This is a genomic window from Rhodanobacter sp. G2-10, assembly GCF_055809185.1.
In genome coordinates this window covers 1,708,481-1,726,108 of sequence record NZ_CM147900.1, presented here as the reverse complement: position 1 = coordinate 1,726,108, position 17,628 = coordinate 1,708,481, and the positions used below count along the sequence as shown (strand labels likewise).

The 17,628-nt window shown below is 64.6% G+C and carries 16 protein-coding genes and 1 tRNA gene; 5 read left to right on the top strand and 12 right to left on the bottom strand.

Features of this window, described 5'->3' with window-relative positions; all coding sequences use genetic code 11:
- Positions 1 to 38: 38 nt before the first annotated feature.
- From AC0L58_RS07910 to amaB, 6 genes are all read right to left on the bottom strand, one after another.
- The gene (locus AC0L58_RS07910) at positions 39 to 545 is read right to left on the bottom strand and encodes a redoxin domain-containing protein (RefSeq protein WP_473688342.1); all 507 of its coding nucleotides are present in this window, start codon (positions 543 to 545) and stop codon (positions 39 to 41) included.
- 81 nt (positions 546 to 626) lie between these two features.
- Positions 627 to 1,655: a UDP-N-acetylmuramate dehydrogenase gene (gene murB, locus AC0L58_RS07905; RefSeq protein WP_473688638.1), complete on the bottom strand. Its 1,029-nt coding sequence runs from the start codon at positions 1,653 to 1,655 to the stop codon at positions 627 to 629.
- 31 nt (positions 1,656 to 1,686) lie between these two features.
- Positions 1,687 to 2,745 carry a quinone-dependent dihydroorotate dehydrogenase gene (locus tag AC0L58_RS07900; protein ID WP_473688340.1) on the bottom strand — a complete coding sequence of 353 codons (1,059 nt, stop codon included), beginning with the start codon at positions 2,743 to 2,745 and terminating at the stop codon, positions 1,687 to 1,689.
- 108 nt (positions 2,746 to 2,853) lie between these two features.
- On the bottom strand, positions 2,854 to 3,630 hold the full coding sequence (locus AC0L58_RS07895) for an SDR family NAD(P)-dependent oxidoreductase (protein ID WP_473688338.1): 777 nt from the start codon (positions 3,628 to 3,630) through the stop codon (positions 2,854 to 2,856).
- A gap of 10 nt (positions 3,631 to 3,640) precedes the next feature.
- Positions 3,641 to 3,934: a DUF4190 domain-containing protein gene (locus AC0L58_RS07890; RefSeq protein ID WP_473688336.1), complete on the bottom strand. Its 294-nt coding sequence runs from the start codon at positions 3,932 to 3,934 to the stop codon at positions 3,641 to 3,643.
- A 104-nt stretch (positions 3,935 to 4,038) separates the two neighbouring features.
- Entirely contained in the window at positions 4,039 to 5,574 is a 1,536-nt protein-coding gene (gene amaB / locus AC0L58_RS07885) for an L-piperidine-6-carboxylate dehydrogenase (RefSeq protein ID WP_473688334.1), read from the bottom strand.
- 150 nt (positions 5,575 to 5,724) lie between these two features.
- Between amaB and AC0L58_RS07880 the strand changes: the two genes are divergently transcribed.
- Positions 5,725 to 5,801 (top strand) — tRNA-Arg (locus AC0L58_RS07880).
- A 62-nt stretch (positions 5,802 to 5,863) separates the two neighbouring features.
- On the opposite strand, the gene AC0L58_RS07875 is transcribed toward AC0L58_RS07880, so the two are convergent.
- Positions 5,864 to 7,423 (bottom strand): protein adenylyltransferase SelO, encoded by a 1,560-nt coding sequence (locus AC0L58_RS07875; protein WP_473688332.1) that lies wholly within the window; start codon positions 7,421 to 7,423, stop codon positions 5,864 to 5,866.
- Positions 7,424 to 7,528: 105 nt separating this feature from the next.
- Between AC0L58_RS07875 and AC0L58_RS07870 the strand changes: the two genes are divergently transcribed.
- Positions 7,529 to 8,119, top strand: coding sequence for a DUF1415 domain-containing protein (locus tag AC0L58_RS07870; protein WP_473688330.1), 591 nt, complete (start codon positions 7,529 to 7,531; stop codon positions 8,117 to 8,119).
- Positions 8,120 to 8,166: 47 nt separating this feature from the next.
- Positions 8,167 to 8,499: a YkgJ family cysteine cluster protein gene (locus AC0L58_RS07865; protein ID WP_473688328.1), complete on the top strand. Its 333-nt coding sequence runs from the start codon at positions 8,167 to 8,169 to the stop codon at positions 8,497 to 8,499.
- A gap of 264 nt (positions 8,500 to 8,763) precedes the next feature.
- On the opposite strand, the gene AC0L58_RS07860 is transcribed toward AC0L58_RS07865, so the two are convergent.
- Positions 8,764 to 9,495, bottom strand: a complete 732-nt coding sequence (locus AC0L58_RS07860; RefSeq protein ID WP_473688326.1) for a pseudouridine synthase — start codon at positions 9,493 to 9,495, stop codon at positions 8,764 to 8,766.
- Positions 9,492 to 10,556 carry a class I SAM-dependent methyltransferase gene (locus AC0L58_RS07855; protein ID WP_473688324.1) on the bottom strand — a complete coding sequence of 355 codons (1,065 nt, stop codon included), beginning with the start codon at positions 10,554 to 10,556 and terminating at the stop codon, positions 9,492 to 9,494. Before AC0L58_RS07855 ends, AC0L58_RS07860 begins: the two co-directional genes overlap by 4 nt.
- Before the next feature lie 613 nt (positions 10,557 to 11,169).
- Here AC0L58_RS07855 and AC0L58_RS07850 point away from each other — a divergent pair.
- Positions 11,170 to 11,547 (top strand): hypothetical protein, encoded by a 378-nt coding sequence (locus tag AC0L58_RS07850; protein WP_473688322.1) that lies wholly within the window; start codon positions 11,170 to 11,172, stop codon positions 11,545 to 11,547.
- Between the two features lie 106 nt (positions 11,548 to 11,653).
- Positions 11,654 to 12,016, top strand: coding sequence for a VOC family protein (locus AC0L58_RS07845; protein ID WP_473688320.1), 363 nt, complete (start codon positions 11,654 to 11,656; stop codon positions 12,014 to 12,016).
- An 85-nt stretch (positions 12,017 to 12,101) separates the two neighbouring features.
- Here AC0L58_RS07845 and AC0L58_RS07840 read toward each other — a convergent pair whose 3' ends face one another.
- Genes AC0L58_RS07840 through AC0L58_RS07830 form a run of 3 tightly spaced genes read right to left on the bottom strand, consistent with a single transcriptional unit; the run spans position 12,102 to position 17,534 of the window.
- Positions 12,102 to 12,908 (bottom strand): AcvB/VirJ family lysyl-phosphatidylglycerol hydrolase, encoded by an 807-nt coding sequence (locus tag AC0L58_RS07840; protein WP_473688318.1) that lies wholly within the window; start codon positions 12,906 to 12,908, stop codon positions 12,102 to 12,104.
- Positions 12,905 to 15,514 carry a bifunctional lysylphosphatidylglycerol flippase/synthetase MprF gene (mprF, locus tag AC0L58_RS07835; RefSeq protein WP_473688316.1) on the bottom strand — a complete coding sequence of 870 codons (2,610 nt, stop codon included), beginning with the start codon at positions 15,512 to 15,514 and terminating at the stop codon, positions 12,905 to 12,907. The genes AC0L58_RS07840 and mprF overlap by 4 nt, the downstream gene beginning before the upstream one ends.
- A gap of 16 nt (positions 15,515 to 15,530) precedes the next feature.
- Complete coding sequence (locus AC0L58_RS07830; RefSeq protein ID WP_473688314.1) at positions 15,531 to 17,534, bottom strand: OPT family oligopeptide transporter; 2,004 nt, start codon at positions 17,532 to 17,534, stop codon at positions 15,531 to 15,533.
- Positions 17,535 to 17,628 lie beyond the last annotated feature (94 nt).

Genomic DNA, 17,628 nt, shown 5'->3' with positions numbered 1-17,628 from the left:
CCTTGAAAGCTCACCCACTTCACTCGCGCTGCTGCGCATCAAACGGGCACGCCGGACTTTGCGTGTTCACCCGACCGATCCGCCTCACTCAGCAAACGACCCACCGCCGCGCCCAGCGCCATATCCTCCAGCACACCGAAGTGCTGTTCGCGCAGTCGCCCTTGCGCATCGATCAGGATCAGCGTCGGCGTGCCCTGCATGGCGTAGGCGCGCATGGTCAGCGGCAGCGGATCGCCCCCGGCATGCTCGTCCACGCCCACCGGGAAGGTGTAGCGGTACTCGTGCAGGAAGGCTTCCAGCGCCAGCGGACCCTGAGCCTCATGGTGTTCGAACACGGTATGCAGGCCGATGACGGCCAGACGTTCGGCGGGAAACATCTGGTGCAGGCGCTTCATCTGCGGCAAGGCCTGCATGGCACAGCCCGGGCACAACATCTGGAATGCATGTGCCACCACGACGCGGCCGCGCAGATCGGTCAAGGCCAGGGGAGCGCTGTTGAACCAACGCAAAATGTGCCACGGCGGGGCGAGGTGTTCGATGGCCACAGCTTCTCTCCGGCGGAACGATCAGGCCAGTCTGTGCGTTCGGCCGGCGAAGTACAAACTCGGCTTCAATGGAACCGGGAATCAGCGCGCGGCGATCACCACCGGCTCCGGCTGTAGCTCCACGCCGAACTTCTCGCTCACGCCGAGCATCACCTTCTGCGCCAGCGCCCACAGCTCCGGTCCGGTGGCCTTGCCGTGGTTGACCAGTACCAGCGCGTGACGATTGGAGATACCCGCATCGCCTTCGCGAAAGCCCTTGAAGCCGGCGGTCTCGATCATCCATGCGGCAGAAATCTTGCTGCGACCATCGGGTTGCGGCCAGACAGGCAGTTCCGGGTACTCGCGCTTCAGGGCATCCAGCTGCGCAGCGTCGATGATCGGATTCTTGAAGAAGCTGCCCGCATTGCCGATCACCGCCGGGTCCGGCAGCTTGCGTGTGCGCAGGCGCACCACCGCCTCGGCCACATGGAATGGCGCCGGCGTATCCACGGACATGCGCTGCAGTTCTTCGGCGATGCCGGCGTAGTCGGTGCGCAGCGGACGGCTGCGCGGCAACACGAAGCGCACCGCGGTAACGAGGTAGCGGCCGGGCTCGTGCTTGAACAGTGAATCGCGATAGGCGAACGCGCAGGCGGCATGATCCAGTGTCACCACGCAACGCTCGCGAAGGTCCCAGGCCTCGACACTCTCGATGAACTCCGCCACCTCGCAGCCGTAGGCGCCGATATTCTGGATCGGCGCGGCACCGACGGTGCCGGGGATCAGGATCAGGTTCTCCAGCCCGGCGAGGCCCTGCCCCAGGGTCCAGCGCACGAAATCGTCCCAGCGCTCGCCCGCGGCCACCGCGATGCGGACATTGTCGCCGTCGCTTTCCACCTGCACGCCGCGGGTCGACATCAGCAGCACGGTGCCATCGAAGTCACCGGTAAAAAGCACGTTGCTGCCCTCGCCCAGCACCAGCAATTTGCCCTGGCGCACTGTGGGGAAATTCAGCAGCTCAGGCAACTTGGTGGCATCGCGGATATCGGCGAGCAAGCTGGCGCGCGCGTCGACGCGCATGGTGTTGAGCCGCGCCAGTGACGCGTTCTCGGCAAGGCTGTAGCCGCCCATGTCGGTTCGTTGCACTGGTGTATCGACGTGATCAACTGACATGGTCGAACTCATCCATGGGCACCGCGCGTTGACGGCGGATCTCGTTGACGCATTCGGCCACCAGGTGCGGGCCACGATAGATCAAGCCGGAATAGACCTGTACCAGCGAAGCACCGGCATCGAGTTTCTCGGTCGCGTCGCTGCCCTCGAGAATGCCGCCCACGCCGATCAGCGGAATGCGTCCCTGCAGTCGCTTGTGCATGCCGGACAGCACGCTGGTGGAACGCTCGAACAGCGGCTTGCCGGATAGGCCGCCGGTCTCGCTACCGCGTGGGTCGTCGGCCACGGTGGAGTGATCGATGGTCGTGTTGCTGCAGATCACGCCGTCGATGCCGGTGCGCAGCAATACCTCGGCAATCGCATCCAGCTCGCCCTCGTCCAGATCCGGCGCGATCTTGAGCAGCATCGGCTTGCGCCGGCCGTGCTGTGAGCCGAGCCGCTCCTGCGCCGCGCGCAGGATCGAGATGAACTTGTGCAGGGTCGCCTCTTCCTGCAGGTCACGCAGGCCCTTGGTATTGGGCGAGGAAATGTTCACCGTGATGTAGCTGGCGTATTCGTAAACCTTGTGCAGGCAGGTTAGGTAGTCGTTGACCGCCTTCTCGTTCGGCGTGTCCTTGTTCTTGCCGATATTAATGCCCAGCACGCCGTGATAGCTGGACTGCTGCACGTTGCGCACCAGCGCGTCGACACCGCCGTTGTTGAAGCCGAGTCGATTGATGATTGCCTCGTGCTGCGGCAAGCGGAACATGCGCGGCTTGGGGTTGCCGGGCTGTGGCAGCGGCGTCACCGTGCCCACCTCGATGAAGCCGAAGCCGAGTGTGTCCAGCGCGTCGAGGTGCTCCGCATTCTTGTCCAGGCCGGCGGCCAGGCCCACCGGATTCGGAAACTGGATACCGAACACTTTGGTCGGCACATCGTCCGGCGGCGTGGCGATGCGGTGCGCGAAACCGCTGCGTTGGGCCACGCCCAGGCTGTAGAGAGTCAGCCGATGCGCTGTCTCCGCATCGAGCTTGAACAGCAGCGGGCGCAGGATGTCGTAAAGAGCCAAGTCGGGTCGCCGGCAGTCGCGAAGTGGTGAAGTTTAACGTGGGCGCGGCGTGCCCGGCGTCGAATGGCTCACGTCGCACCATCCAGCAGGCGCATGGTCCACGCCGGTTCAGCCATTGAGCAACTGGCCACCGTCGACCACCAGGGTCTGCCCGGTAATCCATCCCGCCCATGGCGAGGCCAGGAACAGCGCCGCATGCGCCACTTCCTGCGGCGTGCCGTAGCGACCGAACGGAATCCTCGCCAATACGTCGGCGTAACGCTTCGGGTCGTCCTTCCGGCACTCAGCCCACAAACCACCGGGAAACTCGATCGAACCCGGCGCTATCGCATTCACGCGAATCCGCCGCGCGGCGAGAGCCTGGGCCTGCGATGCGGTGTAGTGGCTCAGCGCCGCTTTCATCGCGCCGTACGACGGGCCACCCGGGCGCGGCCGCAAGGCGGAAATCGAGCTGGTATGCAAAATGACCGGATGCTTCGACTGTGCAAGATGCGGCAGCGCCGCCCGCGACGCGCGCACCGCCGCCATCAGATCCACATTGAACCCGGCCAGCCACGCCTCGTCATCGTCACGAAAGCCATAACCACTGGCATTGTTGACCAGCACGTCGATGCCGCCGAGGGCGTCTGCCGCCGCAGCGACCCAGGCCTTGATCGCTTCGGGATCAGCCAGATCACAGCCTTGCGCATGCGTTGCCACATCGTGCGCCGCCATTTCCAGGCGCGTCTCCTCCAGGGCCGCCGCGCCACGGGCGCAGATCGACACCGCCGCACCGGTCTGCGCAAAACCCAGCGCGATGCTGCGTCCGATGCCCCGACTGCCGCCAGCTACCAGTACCCGATAACCGCGAAAATCCCATGGAATGGTGGCTTGTTCGTCAGGCATCAGGCAGGACTCATGCCCAATGGAAGAACGCCACGCCGAAAGCCAGGAAGGCGATCAGCACGAACAGCGCCAGAATGCACAGGGCAATCTGGGTATATCCCAGCACCAATCCCGCTACGGCCATCCCGTCGCCTTCCGGGCGGCGATCGGGACTGGCGTTGCGGATCTCGCTGCGCGCCATGTGTCCGCAGATGATCGCCACGACAGCACCGATGAAAGGCAGCACAACCCAGCTGAGTATGCCGAACACCAGGCTTACCACTGCCAGCGAACTGGTCGGCGCCGCGGGTCGGTAGGAGGTCATTCGCTCGCTCATCGATTTGCTCGCTCATCACGCCAACATGGCCAGAAAGCGCATCGTAGCGTGATCACCCGCGGACAGCGAACTGCCCGCGGGCGCAGTAACGCTTACAGGTCGAACTTGATGCCCTGGGCCAGCGGCAGCGAATCGGAGTAGTTGATGGTGTTGGTCTGGCGGCGCATGTAGACCTTCCATGCGTCAGAACCGGACTCGCGACCGCCGCCGGTTTCCTTCTCGCCACCGAACGCGCCGCCGATCTCGGCGCCCGAGGTGCCGATATTGACGTTGGAGATGCCGCAGTCGGAGCCGGCGGCGGACAGATACTTCTCCGCGGCCTTCAGGTTCTGCGTGAAGATCGCCGAAGACAGGCCCTGCGGCACGCCATTCTGCAGTTCGATCGCCTCGTCCAGGGTCTTGAACTTCATCACGTAGAGGATCGGTGCGAAGGTCTCGGACTGCACCACCTCGTCGGAGTTTTTCAGGCCGGTGATGATGGTCGGCAGCACGAAGTTGCCCTTGCGATCGGTCAGCGCGGAGCCGCCCGTGGCGACCGTGCCGCCGGAGGCCTTGGCCTTCTCGATCGCGGCGAGGAAGCCCTTCACCGCGTCCTGGCTGTTCAGCGGGCCCATCAGCGTGGTCGATTCATTCGGATCGCCGATCTTGCCTTCGACCTGCTTGTAGGCCTTGACCAGCGTATCCAGCACGTTGTCGTAGATCGACTCGTGCACGAACAGCCGGCGCGTGCTGGTGCAACGCTGGCCGGCGGTACCGACCGAGCCGAACACGATGCCCGGAATGGCCAGCTTCAGGTCGGCCGACTCATCCAGGATGATGGCGTTGTTGCCGCCCAGTTCCAGCAGCGAACGACCCATGCGCTGCGCCACGCGCTCGCCGACCATGCGGCCGACCTTGGTGGAACCGGTGAAGCTGACCAGGCCCACGCGCTTGTCGTCGACAAAGGCCTGCGCCAGGTCGCTGCCCGCGTCGTTGAACAGGAAGAACAGATCCGGGTAACCACCGTCCTTCAATGCCTCGTTGCAGATCTTCATGGTGGCAATCGCGGTCAGCGGCGTCTTTGGCGACGGCTTCCAGATGCAGATGTCGCCGCAAGCGGCGGCCAGCATCGCATTCCATGCCCACACGGCGACCGGAAAGTTGAACGCGCTGATGATGCCGACGATGCCCAGCGGGTGGTACTGCTCGTACATGCGATGGCCTGGGCGCTCCGAATGCATGGTGTAGCCATACAGCATGCGGCTCTGGCCCACGGCGAAGTCGGCGATATCGATCATCTCCTGCACTTCGCCGTCGCCCTCGGGCTTGATCTTGCCCATTTCCAGTGACACCAGCGAACCCAGCGCGTCCTTGTGCTTGCGCAGTGCCTCGCCACACAGGCGCACGGCTTCGCCACGCAGCGGCGCCGGCGTGGTGCGCCATACCTTGAACGCCGCCTGCGCGCGCTTGACGATCACCTCGTAGTCGGCAGCGCTGGACGCATGCACCGTGGCAATCACCTCGCCGGTGGCGGGGTTTGCCGGCTGCAGCGTGCCGGCGTCGGTGGTCTTGGACCACTCGCCCTGACCGAGGTAGGTACCGGAATGTTCAGCTCCGATACCGAGCGACTTGAGGATGGCGTGGGACATAGATGACTCCTGGGATTCGTGGCATCCGTGGACGCCGTGAACTGAAAATGCAATCTGCCATTCTAGCAGGCTGACTCGCTCGCCGCCGAACCGGCCAGCGGCAACGCATGGATCGCGTCGCCGCGGGATCCATGCGAAAATCGCCGCGCCGCCCCTGTAGCTCAGTTGGATAGAGCGGCCCCCTCCTAAGGGGCAGGTCGTACGTTCGAATCGTATCGGGGGCACCAATCGGGGCGAACACGAGGGTCGGTTCTGCCGACCTTCGTGCTTTGGCGCGGTCGAGTCGTACTCAGGAACTGCACGACAGCATCGAGCAACCGGCCTTGTGCCGCGCCCAGTCCGGCCGCTTCCGCGCGAATGCTTCGCGGCCGGGTTGCTCGTCGTACGGGTGACGCATCATCTCAAGCAATTCGTGGATGCCGGAGGTGTCGCCCGCCGTGGCCCGGTCGATCGCCTGTTGCGCCAGATAATTGCGCAACACGTAGAGTGGATTCGCCGCGTGCATGCGTGTGCGACGCTCGGTGGCCGAAAGCGTGTCGTTGCCCAGACGAGCGGCGTAGCGCGTCAGCCATTCCGCCAGCGAAGGTTCGGCCTGGCGTCGTTTCGCCTCGTCGTAGAACGCATCGCCCATCGGCTGCAGGCGTGGCGCCTGCGGATCGACATCAGCCAGCGCGCGAAACCACAGCGTCATGTCGATCTCGGCCGTGGTCATCAGCTCGTGCAGTTGCTGCATCAGCGCCACATCCGTATCACGGCACTCCGCCAAACCCAGTTTGCCCGCGATGTTGGCCCGATCTGCGGCGGCGTACGCCGCGGCGTAGCGATCCAGTCCCGCCTGCAACGGCGCCACATCGTCGAACAGCGGCGCCAAGGCTCCGGCCAGGCGGCTCAGGTTCCACCATGCCACGTTGGGCTGTTGGCCGAAGCGGTAGCGGCGGCGCTGCGCATCGGTGGTGTTCGGAGTCCAGTCCGGGTCGAAATTGTCGATCCAGCCGTACGGGCCATAGTCGATGGTGAGGCCGAGGATCGACATGTTGTCGGTGTTCATCACGCCATGCACGAAGCCCACCCGCATCCAGTGCGCGATCATGACGGCGGTGCGCTCGCACACCTGGGCGAACCATTCGGCGTAAAGCATCTCGCCCTGCCCCGAGAGTTCGGGAAAGTCACGGCGGATGGTGAAGTCGACCAGTTGCCGCAGCAGCGCGACATCGCCTCGCGAAGCGGGCAGCTCGAAGTTGCCGAAGCGGATAAATGACGGTGCGACCCGACAAACGATGGCGCCCGGCTCCGGTGCGGCGTGTCCGTCATAGAACATGTCACGCAGCACGGACTCGCCGGTGCCGACCAGGCTCAAGGCGCGCGTGGTTGGCACACCCAGGTGATGCATCGCCTCGCTGCACAGGAATTCACGCACCGATGATCGCAGCACGGCTCGGCCATCGGCACCGCGCGAGTAAGGCGTCAGACCGGCCCCCTTCAGTTGCAGTTCCCAGCGCTCGCCAGCGGCATTGATCACCTCGCCCAGCGAGATGGCGCGCCCATCACCAAGCTGGCCGGCCCAGTTGCCGAACTGGTGGCCGCCGTAGTTCGCCGCATACGGCTGCATGCCTTCGAGCAAGGCATTGCCGCCAAACACCTGAACGAACTCGGGGGCGGCGATATCGGTTGCGCTGAAACCCAGTCGCGCGGCCATCTCGGTCGAACAGGCCAGCAACTGCGGCGCACTGACCGGTGTCGGTTCAACCAGCGAATACAACGCGCTTTCGACCTGGCGCAAGCGCGCACCCTGCTCCGGATCACCGGGCAGTTCGGTGACAAACGCATTGTCGAAGCGGGGAGTGAACATGAGTGCCAGAATGCCGAAGGGGGCGAACCACCTTACATCTGGCCGCCGTGAATCACGTTCAAGGCCCGCGCTATAGTCCGCACCGCCCCCACAGAGCAATCCGGAATGAGCGACGACGCACAAAGCAACCTCAACAATGACGCCTTGCCCGAGGACGCGCCGTTCATCGCCGAGACCACGCGCTGGCTGGAGCGGGCCGTGATCGGGTTGAACCTGTGCCCGTTTGCCCGTGCGCCGCATGTGCAGGGCAAGCTGCGCATGCGCGTCAGCCATGCCCGCGACTCCGACGCCTTGCTCGATGACTTGTGCGGCGAGCTGCAGACGCTCAACGCCCTGACTCCGGACGAATGCGAGACCGGCCTGCTGATCCATCCTTTCGTGATGACCGATTTCCTCGACTACAACGATTTCCTCGATGTGGCCGACGCCGCGGTGCAAACGCTGGGTCTGGAAGGCGAATGGCAGGTCGCCAGCTTCCATCCGCAATACCAGTTCGCCGACAGCGCCGCCGACGCGATCGAGAACTTCAGCAACCGCTCACCCTTCCCCACCCTGCATCTGCTGCGCGAAACAAGCGTCGAGCGCGCGATGGAACAGATGAGCGATACCGACGCCATCTACCGACGCAATATCGAGACACTCCAAAGGCTTGGTCGGGATGGCTGGCAGGCGCTCTGGACGGACGAGGAAAACTGAACCGGGACCACAACACGGCGTTCAGGGCGCGGCTGTCATGCTGTCGCGTGATCAATATCCCCGACCCCTACGAGCAGGCCGTCGACCCGGGCGTGCAATGCACGACTTGCGAGGCGGTTTGCTGCCGCCTCACCGTGGTGCTGATGCCCGAAGACCGCGTGCCGGCCTGGCTCATCGACCATGACAAGCACGGCCTGGAAATTCTCGCCAAGGGCGAGGATGGCTGGTGCGCCGCGGTAGACCCGAACACGTCCCGCTGCACCATCTATGAAAATCGCCCGGGCATCTGCCGCAAATTCGCCATGGGCAGCCCCAGCTGCCGCGACGAGCGCCGCAAATGGTTCGGCGCACCCATCCCCACCGCCGTCCATCTGCTGTAGGGCGGGCTCGGCCCGCCATTCGTCGTGCCGCGTAACTTCTGTTCCCGTAGGGCGGGCTCCGCCCGCCATTGACCGCGCCGAGAAACCTCCGGCGGGCGTAGCCCGCCCTACGATGCGAAGATCAGTGCCGAGCAATCACCGACACGACGGGCAGCATGCGTGGTTCGGCGCACCCGTCCCCACCGCCGTCCATCTGCTGTAGGGCGGGCTACGCCCGCCGCTCTGCGTCACCCCGTCGCACATTGTTGGCGGGCACAGCCCGCCCTACGGGGCTCTGCGTTCCTGCAGTCCGGGCGGAAGGGCAAAAATCAGGGCGATCTCGTCCGCCCCCAGCATTCGCCATTCGCCCAGCGGCAGGTCACCCAGCGCCAGCCCGCCGACCGAAACCCGTTGCAAGGTTTCGACGTGGTTGCCAGCCGCTGCAAACATCCGGCGCACCTGGTGATAGCGCCCTTCGGTCACCGTAAGCCGGGCATGGCGTGCTCCGAGCAGGTCGAGCCTGGCCGGCGCCAGCGGCTCCTTCTCCGATTCGAGCATCAGCGTGCCGCTGGCGAACAGCGCAGCCTCGTCGCCGCGCAGGTCTTGCGCCAGAGTGGCTTCGTACACCTTGGCGACCTGTGCCTTGGGCGAGATGATCCGGTGCAACAGCGCGCCGTCGTCGGTAAACAGCAACAGACCCGTGGTATCCCGATCCAGCCTCCCTACCGTGGACAGCGCCGGGGAACGCACGCTGTAACGCGGCGGCAGCAGGTCATAAACGATACGGCCGGGATCCTTGCGCGAACAGGTGACGCCCAGCGGCTTGTTCAACATCAGCACCAGCCCCGGTGGCGGGTCCAGCGGCTCGTCGTCGACGCGGATCGTCTCGTGCGGCACCACGTCATCCGCATACAACACCTCGCCCTCCGCGTCGGTGATGCGGCCACTGCGGAACAGCTGCGTCACGTCCTTGCGACTGCCGTAACCGAGGTTGGCGATCAGCTTCACCAGTTTCATGCGCGTACTCCGGTCGCCTCGATCACCTTGAACCCCTCCTGCGTCACCCGTGTACGTACCTCGCCAAAGCGTCGATCGAGCAGCGCCTCGTAAGGCAGGTGCCGGTTGGCCACCAGCAACAAGCGGCCATCCGGCAACAAGGCGTCGGCCGCGCTGGCGATGAACGCGCGGCCCAGCTCCGGCAGGTCGGCACGGCCTTGATGAAACGGCGGATTGCTGACGATCGCGTCGTAGCGCTGCGGCAAGCCGCGTGTCACGTCGTGCCAGTGAACATCCACTGCGATGTCGCGGCCACATTCGCTTTGGGCCCGCGCCAGGTTGATCCGCGCCGGTTCCAGCGCGCGCGACTCGGCCTCATACAAATCCAAGGCCTCGACCCGTGGGCAACGCGCAACGACCTGGCAGGCAAGATAACCGTAACCGGCGCCCAGATCCGCCACCCGCCCGTGCAGATCCTGCGGCAGGTGTTCCGCCAGCAATGCCGAAGCGCGGTCGATGCGATCCCACGCAAACAAGCCCGGCCGGCTGATATAGCCGCCGCTGATTTCACGCGGAGCATCCAGCGCCAACCACGCCGCCAGCAGATCCTGATCCACCGCCTCGGCGCCTGCCCAGAACACCCGGCACTTGTGCTTGGACAAGTGCTGCACGGACCCAGCCAGCTGCGCCAGATCCGCCTCGCCCGATTTCGCACCTTCGTTGTTCGGCATGCTGGCCACCACCGTGCCGCCCGCTGCCACCAGCGTCAGTGCGCGGGCAAACAAGGCGCGCGCCTCGTCCCGTTGACGCGGCGGCAACACCAGCACCAACGGAAAGCGCTCGTCCGCAGCAGGCTCACCCACGCGCAAGCCGTTGCGCGCCAGCTCATCGGCAAAAGGCAGGAAGCTCTGCTCGCACAGCCAGCCCGGCTGCGCCATTTCGCGCAAACGCAGGCCGGCCCGCGCCCGCAGGAACAGCACGCGCCCATCAGCCGGCAAGGCCAACTCCGCAGTCTCGAAGGGCACAAACAAGGCAGCCAGCGCCGAATCCGGCGCCGCCGCGAAAGTCCCGGCAGCCGTCACATCAAATCATCGGTAGCGAAGCAAGGGCCGTAGTGTAGTGGCGCAGCGCACGATGTATTCGCCGACGAAGCATCGCTCTGCGGAAATGGCCTTGTCGTCGGCTGCATGAAGGTCATCTTGTTCAATGTCGGTCGTATCAGCTGAAGTCTGACTTTTCGTTCGAGGCGGAAGGTTTCGTCGTCGCTCGATTCCAACGTTGGGCGTACCATCACCGGATGGTTCCGAGGAAATAGACATGATCAAGCATTTCAACCGAATCAGTCTCGCTGTTGGCGTCCCTGGTCTCCTGATCCAGACTTTGGCGTCCATTCACCATTGGCCCCCAAACCAACAGGTAGTCGGCACCACTTTGGTGTTGCTGGGAACAGGTTTGCTGATCGTGGGGTTGTCGTACTATGCGAAGGCCAAGGGTCACCACCCTGCTTGGGGGTGCTCGGGTTGGTTTCCATCATTGGGGCGATCATTCTGGGTCTCATGCCCGACAACGCAAAAGTGACTACCAAGGCCACCACCTGAACCGACAAGAGAGTTCTCCCGGCTCCGTCGGAGCACAGGTGTCATCCAACACTCCCTGCCCGCTCAACCTCGAACCTCATATCACGCAGCCAGAACCATGCATCGATACGATCCAGAACGTGCACCGAAGCCCCGGGCATGGCTGGCGCTTGACGAGATGGATCGCGTCGATCTGGTGGAAAGGTACCACCGCAAAACTGGCGTGGACTTGCCAGATCTGAATTCACACGCCGCCATCCACGTGGTGGTGGAGAATCAACTGGCGATGGCGCACGATCCGGTCGTCCGGGCGATGAAGAGGCTCATGGCCGGCGGCTTGTCACGCCATGATGCGGTGCACGCCATCGCTTCGGTGCTGGCGGAGCACCTGTTCAACCTGCTCAAGGACGAGGTTCAGTCGACCGAGGCCATGGCCATCTACGACGCGGCCATCGAGCGCCTCACGGTTGAGAGTTGGTACGAAGACTTTCTGTGAGTTCAAGAGCCGCGCGGTGCATTCTTGCGCGGAAACCCGACCCTCGATCAAGCTGCCTCCCCTGCCCGCGTTCTTCATGCCATGCACCCCGGAGGTCACTGCAAACATGTTCAAGAATCTCATCCCGAAAATCTTCTACGAGCATTTGCAGGACGGTCTGAAGTTCTTCGTTGATGGCCTGGGGTTCAAGGTTCTGCACCAGGATGCAAGCCTGGCGGTGATTGCCCGTGATGGCGCCAAGGCCTACATCATGCAGAGCCCGGAATGCGCCGCGCTGGACAGGCCGGAGCTTGCGATCGACACGGACGACGTCGACGCGATCTACAGGGAGTTGTCACAGCGCTGCCCGGAGCTGCTGCATCCGAACTCCAGCAAGGTTTCGCTCAAGCCATGGGGCTCCCGCGAGTTTGCCATGCTGGACAAGACGACCGTCTGCGTCGTGTTCCGGCAGTGGCCAGACGATGACTGAAATACACGTTGCGGCACCGACCGTGCCGAGTTTCCGGTAGCGATCCGGCAGTCAGGCGCATTTCTTGCGATGGGCCGCCATGGGTTCAGTGCCCGGTGGTGACCGAGCTTGCGGCCGCCGGCAGCTCCTGGAGCATCTGCTTTGCCAACGGCTGGTAGCCGCCGTCAAAATGATGACCACCCCGCTTGGCGTGTACGGTGACCCAGGTGGGCAAGCCTGGCTCATCGCAGATGCTGTCGTCGGCATCTTCCAGCCCGAAGTAGCAAACCACGGGTGGCTGGCCATGCAGGGCCTGCAACGGTGGCAACGGATCGAAGTGGCGGATCGGGTTGACGTGCTGCAGTACGGTCTTCAGATGTTCCTTGAACCACCCCTGCTTGATCATGTAGCCCTGCAGTTCGATCTCGAAGGTGCCGTCACGGCTGGGCGAGAGCAGCACCATCTGGGTGATCCGCGCCCGGTTGGCGGGGCTGAGTTTGTCGACGATCGTGGGCAGCACGTCTGCGCCGAAGGAGAAGCCGACCAGCCATACGCGGCGCTTGCCCCATACGCCGAGATATCTGGTCATCAGCGCATCGAGTTCGCGAGCGGTCTGCGCCGGATCGCGTTCGCGCCAGTAATACTTGAACGAATTGATGCCCAGTACCGGAATGCCGCGGTCGATGAACGCGATGCCGAGGCGCCGGTCCAGGTCGGCCCAGCCGCCGTCGCCGGAAACGATGATCGCCATCACGTCACCCTTGCCCGGCGGAGGCGCGATGCTGTGACTGGCCACCGGCCAGACCACGGTGGCCTTGGTCAGACTGATGCGCGACCACGGACTCCATGCCAGCAACACCGCGATCAATCCCGCCACCACGGCAACGAGCAGCACGATCTTCCATCGCTTCATCGACGCACCACTCCGGACAGTCCGCCGGAAATCAGGCTGGCCACGTTGGTCAGGATCACCGGCAAGGCAATGCCGCGCGGCACCGCCATGTAGCGCGGCTCCCACTGCGGATCGAACTTTTCCTTGTAGCGCTGCAGGCCACGGAAGTTGTAGAAGCGCTCGCCGCGCCCGAACACCATGGCGCCGAAGCGATTCCACAGCGGGGCATGACGCCGGCTGTGCAGGCCGGCCAGTGGCGCCATGCCGAGATTGAACCAGCGATAGTTCTCACCTTGCGCCCACAACATCAGCTCGACGAACAGGAAATCCATGAGGCCGGCCGGACTGTCCGGCCGATGCCTCATCAGGTCCACCGAAGCTTCCTCTCGGGTTTCGTTGAGCAACAGGTTGGCAAAAGCCACCGGTTGCTCGCCCTGCCATACCACCGCCATCGGCATGCGGCCGAGGTAGCGCGGATCGAACGCTCCCAGTGAAAAGCGCTTCTCGCGCACGTGCTTGTCGCGCAGCCACGCATCGGACACCGGCTTGAGCCTCGGCAACAATTCCGGCACGGCCTCGATCGGCACGATCTCCAGCCGCAAGCCTTCGCGTTGCAGCTTGTTCACCGTATTGCGCAGCACTTTTTTCGATTTGCCGTCGAGATTGAAGGTGTCCAGACGCACGCGGGCCTCCTCGCCGATCTTCAGCAGGTTCAGGCCCACCTCCAGATACAGATCCACATTCGCCGGACTGACCTGGTAGAACACCGGCCAGCCACCGGCGCGCTCGCACTGCTCGAGAAACGTCCACACCAGTTCGCGTCGAATGTTGTCGTCCGTGCCGACCGGGTCACCCATCGCCACCCAGCTGCGCCCGACCGTATCGAACATCACGAACGCCTGGTGCCCGGCGTCGAACAGCAGGGTCTTGTCACCCATCAAGGCCAGATGGGCCTGCGTCGACGGGAACTGTTTGATCAACGGCAGCGCTTGCGCCAGCTCGGCCTCGGTGGGTGGCTCGCGGCGCAGGTGCTGGGGCCGGATCAGCGCAGCCGCGGCGAACAATACGCCGGCCGCAGCCGCGGCCACCAGCGCCCGCAAGGCGCGCGGCGCACCGCCGTGATGCAGGCTGAATTCCCACCACAGGTCGGCACTGTAGTCGACGTGCTTGTAGCTGAACATCACCAGCCACGTGGCGCAGGCAAGCGTTGCCACGATGGCCACGATCCAGCTCACGCTGAAGCTGGTGCTGAACAGCGAGGCGCGCCGATAGAACAGGCGATGCGCCGGCGCCAGCGCCATCGCCAGCAGCGTCAGCAGGGTGGCCTCCTCGTAATCGATGCCTTTGAGCAGCGAGAACACCGCGCCCGCCAGCAGCAGCACCAGGGTCAGCCAATAGGCCGCGTCCAGCCGCCGCTGCAGGCCGCGCGCCAGGATCAGCAACAGCATGCCGATCACGCTGGCCAGCAGGTGCGAAACCTCCAGCACCGACAGTGGCAACAGCTCGCTCAGCACCGCCATGCGGCCGGGCAGTGCACGCGTCGCACCGGAGAACAGGAGCACGGCACCGGAAACCAGGGTCAGTCCGGCAAAGAAGGACGGCAGCAGGCCGGTGAACCAGGGCGCCCACAAGGATTTCTCGCGCAGCCCGCGTGCCTCGCGCTGCAACACCAGCACCGTCGCCGTGCACAGCGGCAGCAGGTAGTAGATCACCCGGAATGCTGCCAGCGCACCGAGAATCGGCGCGGTCAGTTCCGCATTGCCGGTGGCGCCGAAGCCGGCCAGCATCACCGCCTCGAATACGCCCAGACCACCGGGCACGTGGCTGACCAGTCCGATGATCTGTGCGATCACGAAGATGGCCAGGAAGTGACCGAAGCCGTTGTTGAGTGCGTCGGGCATCAATACGTACAGCACCGCCGCCGCCAGACCCCAGTCCAACGCGCCCACCAGGATTTGCTTCAGCGCAGTCCACGCCGAAGGCATCGGGATCCGCCAGCGCCAGATCCGCAGTGGCCGATGGACCAGCGCACCGAGCAACCACGCCAGCGGCACGGCAACCAGGACCAGGCCCAGCGGCTGGCTCAGCGAGGCAAGTGGCAGCGCCGTCGGCAGCGGTACCGACAACAGAGTGAGGCCGGTGAGTGCCAGCAGGCCCAGCCAGAAGCTGGTGGTGCAGAACAGGACGACCCGGGCGACCTCGCCAGTACCCAGTCCGTTCTGGACATAAAACCGATAGCGGATCGAACCGGAGACCAGCAGCGACATGCCCACCGCATTGCTGAAGGCATAACTGATGAACGAGACCAGGGTGGTTCGCTGCCACGGGAGCGCGCGACCGATCGAGGCCAGCGCAAAACGGTCGTACAGCGTCATCACCGCATAGCCGAGCAAGGTGAACAGCACCGCCAGTGCCACGCGGGCGTGCGACAAGCCCTGCACGTAGCTGCGCACCTGGTGGTAGTTCACTTCCCGCGCCAGCAGGTGCAACGCCCACAAGGCCAGGCACAGCATGCCGATTGACAGCAGCGGGCCGGCCAGCCGACGCAGCGCCGCAACGCCTTGGCTTGGTGCTACAGCCAGTGCATCCGTGGCGGCCGGCACCTGTTCGATTTCAACTTGCTTCACGCGACACCAGACTCCGTCAGGCAGCTCGCCCCATTCGCATGATCCAGCGGTACAGCACGGTGACGCTGGCCGCGAACACCACGCCGCCGATCCAGATCGCGGGAACCTCAAAGTCCTTGCCCACCACGGCGATCGGGTTATTCGTGCCGCTGAATGCCACCACGCCGGCATAAAGCACTGCCAGCAGACTCTCACCGACGATCAGGCCCGAGGCCAGCAGCACGCCCAACTGCCGGGTGGCCTCCGGTTTCGGCTCGCGCTCGGCACGCCGATCGAACCACGCACCGACCAGCGCGCCCACCACCACCATCAACGTGGTCGAGGTCGGCAGGTAAATGCCCAGCCCGACTGCCAATGGCGGCAGCCGTGGCCCGTTCTTCTTCATCAGGCCGAGCACCTCGTCCAGAATGATGATCGCCACGCCGATGCCGGCACCCAGGCCGATCATGTCCCATGGCACGTTGCCGGTGATCACGCCCTGCGCCAGCGCCGAAATCAGGCCAGCCTGCGGGGCGGCCAGTGCACGCGCCGGGTCGGCGCCCGGAGCACCGAGGAAGCCGAAGGTGTGCTGCAGCAGATCCATCACCGGCGGAATCACCACCGCGCCCACCAGCACGCCGATCACCAGCGCCCACTGCTGCAGCGATGGCGTGGCATCGACCAGTTGACCGGTTTTCAGGTCCTGCAGGTTGTTGTTGGCGATCGAGGCGACGGCAAACACGATCGAGGTGAGGAACAGCGCAAATCCGACCAGCGCCTTGTCCGCGCCCGGCGGCAGGAAGGGCTTGACGCCGGCCACCAGCAGCAAGGCCGCGATCACCACCACCAGGATGCCGATGCCCGACAACGGGCTGTTGGACGAGCCGATCAGGCCGGCCATGTAACCGGTCACTGCCGACACGACGAAGCTCAACAAGACCACGAACGCGATGCCACCCAGCACCAGCGTCCAGGTGGCGTCGCCGAGCCCGTTGATCTCGCTGAAATGCCACAACAGGTAACCGATCGGGACCAGGCACAGCAGCGAAATGATGCCGACCAGGCCGATCGGCATGTCGTGCTCGGTGCGTGGCAGCTCATCCAGCGTGCCCGATTTGCGTGCGCGTGACGCTTTCATCGCGCCAGCCAGGCCGCTGATCAGCGGTTTCATCAGCTTGGCCAGGGTCCAGATCGCCGCCACGCCGATCGCTCCGGCGCCGATGAAGCGCACATAGTGACTCCAGCCAGCCTGCGCCACCGTGAAGGCATCACCTGCCGTCCAGTGCAGATGCGTGAAGTACGGTACCGCCCAGGCCCAGCCGATCACCGCGCCGAGCAGCATCGCGATGCCGACCCACAGCCCGACCAGGTGCCCGATCGCGAACAGCGCGAAGGAAAGCCCGAAATCGAAACCGGTGGTGCCGGCCCTGTCGCTGCCGACCCGGAAGTAGTCCGTGACGCTGCTGGCAAAAATACGTGTCTGGACAATCACATAGAAGATGGCCGACACGATCGAGCCCCACAGCACCGCCTTGAGTCCCGCGCCGCCGGTCTCGACGGCCGTGGCACCATCGACGGCAGGCGCTTCGCCGGCGCCCACCTTCAGCACCTCGGCGCAGGCCACGCCTTCCGGATAAGGCAGGTCCGAGTCCGTCACCAGCGCACGCCGCAACGGGATCGTGTACATCACGCCGAGAATGCCGCCGGTGGCGCAGATCGCGGCCGACGTCCAGAACGGAAAACCGGTCCAGAACCCCACGATCACCAGCCCGGGCAACACGAAGATGATCGCTGACAGCGTGCCGGCAGCCGACGCCACCGTCTGCACGATGTTGTTCTCCTGGATCGTGGCGTCGCGCATCGCCTTCAGGATCGCCATCGAGATCACCGCGGCGGGGATCGACGTCGAGAACGTCAGGCCGGCCTTCAACCCGAAATACACATTGGCGGCGGTGAACACGATCGTGATCACGATACCGATGATCACGCCGCGCACGGTCAGTTCGCGGCGCGGCGAGCTGGACAAGACTGGCTGGGTCACTGGACGATCTCCCCCGACGAAAACTGGTGCGCACGATACCGCGGATTGCCTGTCCAGCGATATTCCCGGGCAGCGCGGACGCCGCGCCATACCA